Below are 5,925 nucleotides of genomic sequence, written 5' to 3' on the forward strand. Positions count from 1 at the left end.
GATGAGCATCGATCGTGACCTCAACGCGGCCCGCAACCTCGCGGCCCTGGTTGAGGCGTCCTCCCCGAGTTGCGGGGCGACGGTAAACGAGCCCGATGGAAACCCATGTCAGACCCGCACCGTGCGGGCAACGGGTACCGCCACGGGAAGACCCGCACCCACAGGTGCGGGTCAACGTCGACACCGTGAGGCGTCGACTCAGGACACGTTTGTACACGTTTCCTGAACGGTCCTGTCGAGTAATGGGGTGGGTGAGGTGAGGGGTGAGATTTCTTGGAGCACAACCGACGGCGATACCTCCGCCGCATCGGGCGACGGCGATTCGTCCGCGAACGGCGAGAACACTGCGGACAGGGATTCCGCGGCGGATAGTGCCGCGACTACGTCCGCAGCGAACGCTGAAGCCGCTGCCAACCAGGGCGCCGGTACTGGATCCGGCTCAGCCGCGCAGACTGCTGCCGCGATACTCACAACGCAGCCGGCGCCGGTTCGCAGTCAGGCAGTGACGCGGGCGCCGGGGGTTACCGTGGCGGAATCGGTGGAGGTTCGGGGTCCGGTGGCGGCGGCTCGGGCGTCGGGGGTTTGGCGTCGAGCGCGCGCCGGAAGAACGACAAGAGCGACTCCGAGTCCAACTCGAGTGGTGTGGTTCCGGGTGGTCCGATCCCGTCCGGTGGTGCTGCGGCCGAGTATGAGTCGTCCTGGGATAGGTATGGCACCGGGGATGATGGGTGCGCCCGGCCGTGCGGGCGGCAACGGCGATGGCGACGCGGAGCATCAGACGCCGAGCTACCTCATCACCGTCGACAACGGCAACGAACTGATCGGCAAACTCGACCCCGTCGCACCCCCGGTGATCGGCGCATGAACTGGCGGCTGACGTCCGCCCAGTTCATGTGTCTGTGGGAGGCAACCGATCTCGACCGCATGCCGTACCCGCTGCAATACCGGTCCGCGGCCGCGACGGAAGACCGGTACGCCGTCCAGCAAATCGAACTGGAACAGTGGCGGACGGCGCTCGACGAACCGAAACTGGTCGCCGCGATCCAGGCGCTCCGGGATCCGCAACTGTCCGTCACGGTGCTCGCACCCTCCCCCGAACTCGACTCCGGGCTTCGCCGGAGGGGCAGCATCCGGGGCAGGGTCGCCGTCGTCGCCGAACAGCTGCGCGGCGCAGCGGGCCGCGGCGACATCCGGATCGAGGCCAGTGCAGAGGGCGTCGACTGGCTGACCACCCAACTCCTGGAAGACCTGCCAGGCTGCGCGCCCGGACGAACCCCGTCTCTGACCGCGCATCCCGACGACCTCGAGAACCGAAGCAGCGGTACTTCCGTCCTGCAGAACGCCCGGGCCTCCGACGGCACTCTCCTGCGAAGGATCGTGGGCCGGCCGCGGACCGGAATCGGCTACATCTGCGTCCGGGGCGCGCGCAGTGGGCTCGACGAGCCTGTTCTGGGCGAATTGACCTGGATCGACGTCGAAGCGGACGGCCGGTACCTCTATCACCAGGACGACCGTGTTCATCTGCGGTCGGCGACAGTCCGGTTGGTTCGCGACGAGCTGTCGAAACGCGTGTCGGCGGCCCTCGCCAACCCTTCGCCGACCCGCGGCTGAGCGTTACCCTTGTCCCATGACCGATCGTGACAGGGACGGGGCGGGGAAACCCCTCAATGCACGCCCCCGCGACGAACTCGGGCGACCCCTGCCGCACGACGCCGAGGGTGTGCCGCGCATCCCCGACGACCTGCGGTTACCACCCGACGAGGCGATCACGGAGGCTCAGCGGCTACTCGACCACGGCATGCCGTTCCACGCCCACGAGATCCTCGAGGGTACGTGGAAGATCGCTCCCGAGGACGAGCGGGAACTGTGGCAGGGTCTCGCTCAGCTCGCGGTGGGTCTCACCCATCTGATGCGGGGCAACAAGACCGGCGCGCGGTCTCTGCTGCGCCAAGGCCACGACCGGATCCGGCATTACGAGGTGGAGGCGCCGCACGGCCTCGACATCGCCGGCCTCCTCACGTGGTCGGAACACCTCACGGACGAGATCGATCGCGTCGACCCGTTGCCGGCGACGCCCGTACCCCGATTGAGAATCCCCTGATGACTCTGCTCCCCATGTTCCCGCTGGGTTCGACGATGCTGCCCGGTCAGCAGCTCCCCCTCCACGTCTTCGAACCCCGCTACCAGGAACTTGTCCGTGACTGCCTGGACGCACCGGACGGTCCCCGTTTCGGGGTCGTTCTCATTGCCCGCGGCAACGAGGTGGGCGGCGGCGATGTCCGCCACGATGTCGGCACCATCGCGCGGATCGAATCCCACGCCTCGATCGGCGACGGGCGGTACGAGCTGTTCTGCCGCACGGAGGAACGGATCAAGGTGTCGAAGTGGTTGCCCGACAACCCGTATCCGATCGCCGAGGTCGATGTGTGGCCGGACGAGAACACCGGCACCCAGACAGCGGACTACGAATTCCCGTCCCTCATCGAGAGACTCGAATTTCTGTACGGCCTGCTCCGCCGTCTCGCGACGGAGACCGGCAACGTGCCGCCCGACGTTCCCGTCATCGGCGGATTCCGCGGGTCGCTCGGCACGAGGCTCTATGAGATCGCGACGCACATTCCGATGGGGGACGCCGACCGCCTGCAGATCTTGGCTGCGGCCGGCGCGGACGAACGCTTGCGGGAGGTCTCCGAGGCGATCGAGAACGCCATTGAAATGGTCCAGTTCCGGCTGATGTGACCTAGCCCTCCCCGGGGTTGGTCAAGAGCACTCCGGGAAGGGTGTAGTGTTATCAATGCAACGCGGGGTGGAGCAGCTCGGTAGCTCGCTGGGCTCATAACCCAGAGGTCGCAGGTTCAAATCCTGTCCCCGCTACCACTGGAAACGGCTCCGGAGATTCAATTCTCCGGAGCCGTTTTTCGTTGTTCCACATCCTCCAGGACTAGAACGTATTCTCGTACGTGAGGCCTCAGGAGGGACAGTGCAGCTCGCCGACGTCGATCTCTACAACCCGGACACCTTCGCGAAGGGCGTGCCCCACGAGATGTTCGCCGTGTTGCGGCGGGAGGCACCGGTCTACCGGCACGTCGACGAGCGCGGCGACCCGTTCTGGTGTGTCACCCGGCACGCCGACATCGTGACGGTGAACCGGGACGCCGAGACGTACTCGTCGTGGCGGGGCGCCACCTACATCGACGACCTGAGCCCGGAAGACCTGGCGGGCCAGCAGCTGATGATGCTGAACATGGACCCACCGGACCACACGGCGCTCCGGAAGATCGTGAGCAAGGGTTTCACGCCCCGCCGCATCGGCCAGTTGCACGAGATTCTCGCGCGGCGGGCCACGGCCATCGTCGACGCGGTGATCGAGCGTGGAGAGTGCGACTTCGTCGTCGACGTCGCGTCCGAGCTCCCGCTTCAAGCGATCGCCGATTTCCTGGGCGTGCCCCAGGCAGATCGCAAACTGATCTTCGATCTGACGAATCAGATGATCGGCTCTTCCGATCCGGAATTCCATCTGGAGGAAGGTCAGGAACGGGCGGCGGCGGCCCAGATGTTCGCTTACAGCCTGGAGATGTTCGAGGACCGCAAGAAGCACCCCCGCGATGACATCGCGACAGCTCTCATCCAGGCCGATGTGCACGGCGAGAAGCTGGGCGAGCTGGATTTCAACATGTTCTTCATGCTCCTCGCGGTCGCGGGTAACGAGACCACCCGCAACGCCATCTCACACACCCAGCTGGCGCTGATGGAGCATCCCGAGGAGCGCAGGAAGGTGCTCGAGGATCCGTCCAAGCTGGACGCGCTGATCGAGGAGGGTTTGCGCTGGGCCACCCCGGTCATGCAGTTCCGCAGGACTGCGATGACAGACACCGTGCTGCACGACGTCGAGATCTCCGAGGGCGACCGCGTGGTCATCTGGCACATGTCGGGGAACCGCGACGAGGCGGTGTTCGACGACCCTTACACGTTCGACATCGATCGGCCCACCGGCCACTACTCCCAGCACATTGCGTTCGGTGGCGGCGGTCACCATTTCTGCCTCGGCGCCAACCTCGCTCGCGCGGAGATGAAGGTGATGCTGAGCGAGATTCTGCGTCGCATGCCGGACATGGAGCAGACGGCACCGGCGCAGCGCCTCCGCTCCAACTTCATCAACGGGCTCAAGCACATGCCGGTGACGTTCACGCCCTCGTCCATCTGAGCGGAGCGCCGCCTTTTCTGAAAGCCTGGTCGAGTGAATAACGTCGACGCAGTGGTCATCGGATCCGGTCCCAACGGACTCGTCGCGGCCGCGACCCTGGCAGATGCGGGCTGGGACGTCGCGGTCGTGGAGGCGCAGCCGACGCCCGGCGGTGCGGTGAGGTCGGCAGAACTCGTCCCCGGCTTCACCTCGGACCTGTTCAGCGCGTTCTATCCCCTGTCCACCGTGTCACCGGCGCTCCGCGGCCTCGACCTCGAATCGCACGGACTGCGCTGGAGTCACGCGCCCAGCGCGCTCGGGCACGCCCGTTCGGCTGCCGACGAGGACGCACCGGTGATCCATCCCGACCCCGTGGACACGGCCGCCGACCTCGAACGCCGTCAACCTGGTGACGGTGTCTCGTGGACGGCACTGGTCGAGCAGTGGCACGACATCAAGGGACCGCTGCTGAGCACTCTGTTCAGCCCGTTCCCGCCCGTGCGTGGCCCGAGCCGACTGCTGCGGCAGCTGGGCACAGCCGAGTCGCTGCGGCTGGCCCGATTCCTCCTCCTGCCGGCACGACGGATGGCGCATGAACTGTTCCGCAGCGAGGCGGCGCGACTTCTGTTGCTGGGTAACGCGATGCACGCCGACACCCCGCCGGACGCACCGGGCAGCGGCGTCATGGGTTACATCCTGACGATGCTCGCCCAGGACGGCGGTTACCCCGTTCCGGTGGGCGGCGCGGGCGAGTTGTCGGCCGCGATGGTGCGCCGGGCCGAGCACGCAGGTGCGCACTCCCATTACGGCGACGCCGTGACCGGGATCGACGTCCGGTCGGGTCGCGCCGTGGGTGTGCGGACGGCGTCGGGTGTCCGCTACACGGCACGTCGGGCGGTGATCGCCGACGTGTCCGCGCCCGCGCTGTACGGGTCGCTGCTTCCGGACCACGTCGTTCCCGCCCGCGTGCGGGCCGACCTCGAGCACTTCGAGTGGGACACGCCCGTCCTGAAGGTCAATTACGCCTTGTCGCAGAAGGTTCCGTGGCGTTCACCCAGTCTGAGCGGGGCGGGCACCGTCCATCTGGGCGCCGACGACAACGGACTCGTCCGCTGGATGGCCGACCTGACCACCGGCACCGTCCCGTCCAGCCCGTTCCTGCTGTTCGGGCAGATGACGACTGCGGATCCCACCAGGTCACCGGAGGGCACCGAAAGCGCCTGGGCGTACACGCATCTACCGCGGGACATCACCGACGACGCGTCCGCCGATCTGCTGGCCGCGCGAGTCGACGACGTCCTCGAGGCGCACGCACCGGGTTTCTCGGAGCGGGTCGTCGGTCGGGTCGTCCAGCGCCCGTCCGATCTCGAGGCAGCCGACGCGAATCTCGTGGGTGGCGCCGTCAACGGCGGGACGGCGCAACTCCATCAGCAGCTGATCTTCCGCCCCGGGCCGGGGACGTCCCGTTCGGAGACGCCGGTTCAGGGCCTGTACCTGGGAAGTGCCTCCGCGCATCCGGGTGGAGGCGTACACGGGGTGTCGGGCCTGAACGCCGCCCGCGCCGCGCTCGGCGAGGACGGACCGCGCGGCTGGCTGCGGCGACGCACCTCGCGCGCCGTCATCGAGCTGTTGTCGAAGGGGCCGATACCCTGACCGGAAAATGCTGAAGGTGAGTGGCAGGCGATAGCATCCGGCGTAGCTTGCGGAGCCGGATCATTTTGTGAAGGTAGATGTTTGGGCTA

Annotated in this window: 6 protein-coding genes and 1 tRNA gene; all 7 read left to right on the forward strand. The window is 67.1% G+C overall.

The window, feature by feature from the left end:
* The first annotated feature begins 709 nt into the window (after positions 1–709).
* The 7 genes from ACFVJ3_RS49025 to ACFVJ3_RS49055 all read left to right on the forward strand — a co-directional run bounded on the left by ACFVJ3_RS49025 (position 710) and on the right by ACFVJ3_RS49055 (position 5,836).
* Complete coding sequence (locus ACFVJ3_RS49025; RefSeq protein WP_378458971.1) at positions 710–865, forward strand: hypothetical protein; 156 nt, start codon at positions 710–712, stop codon at positions 863–865.
* The gene (locus ACFVJ3_RS49030) at positions 862–1,611 is read left to right on the forward strand and encodes an ESX secretion-associated protein EspG (RefSeq protein ID WP_378458972.1); all 750 of its coding nucleotides are present in this window, start codon (positions 862–864) and stop codon (positions 1,609–1,611) included. The genes ACFVJ3_RS49025 and ACFVJ3_RS49030 overlap by 4 nt, the downstream gene beginning before the upstream one ends.
* Before the next feature lie 16 nt (positions 1,612–1,627).
* Positions 1,628–2,101 (forward strand): DUF309 domain-containing protein, encoded by a 474-nt coding sequence (locus ACFVJ3_RS49035; protein ID WP_037230957.1) that lies wholly within the window; start codon positions 1,628–1,630, stop codon positions 2,099–2,101.
* Positions 2,101–2,739, forward strand: a complete 639-nt coding sequence (locus ACFVJ3_RS49040) for an LON peptidase substrate-binding domain-containing protein (protein ID WP_378458973.1) — start codon at positions 2,101–2,103, stop codon at positions 2,737–2,739. The genes ACFVJ3_RS49035 and ACFVJ3_RS49040 overlap by 1 nt, the downstream gene beginning before the upstream one ends.
* Before the next feature lie 61 nt (positions 2,740–2,800).
* Positions 2,801–2,877, forward strand: a tRNA-Met gene (locus tag ACFVJ3_RS49045).
* 103 nt (positions 2,878–2,980) lie between these two features.
* The gene (locus ACFVJ3_RS49050) at positions 2,981–4,204 is read left to right on the forward strand and encodes a cytochrome P450 (RefSeq protein WP_378458974.1); all 1,224 of its coding nucleotides are present in this window, start codon (positions 2,981–2,983) and stop codon (positions 4,202–4,204) included.
* Between the two features lie 33 nt (positions 4,205–4,237).
* The gene (locus ACFVJ3_RS49055) at positions 4,238–5,836 is read left to right on the forward strand and encodes a phytoene desaturase family protein (protein ID WP_378458975.1); all 1,599 of its coding nucleotides are present in this window, start codon (positions 4,238–4,240) and stop codon (positions 5,834–5,836) included.
* Positions 5,837–5,925 lie beyond the last annotated feature (89 nt).

This window comes from Rhodococcus sp. NPDC127593 (assembly GCF_042671975.1).
Taxonomy (GTDB): Bacteria; Actinomycetota; Actinomycetes; order Mycobacteriales; family Mycobacteriaceae; genus Rhodococcus_F.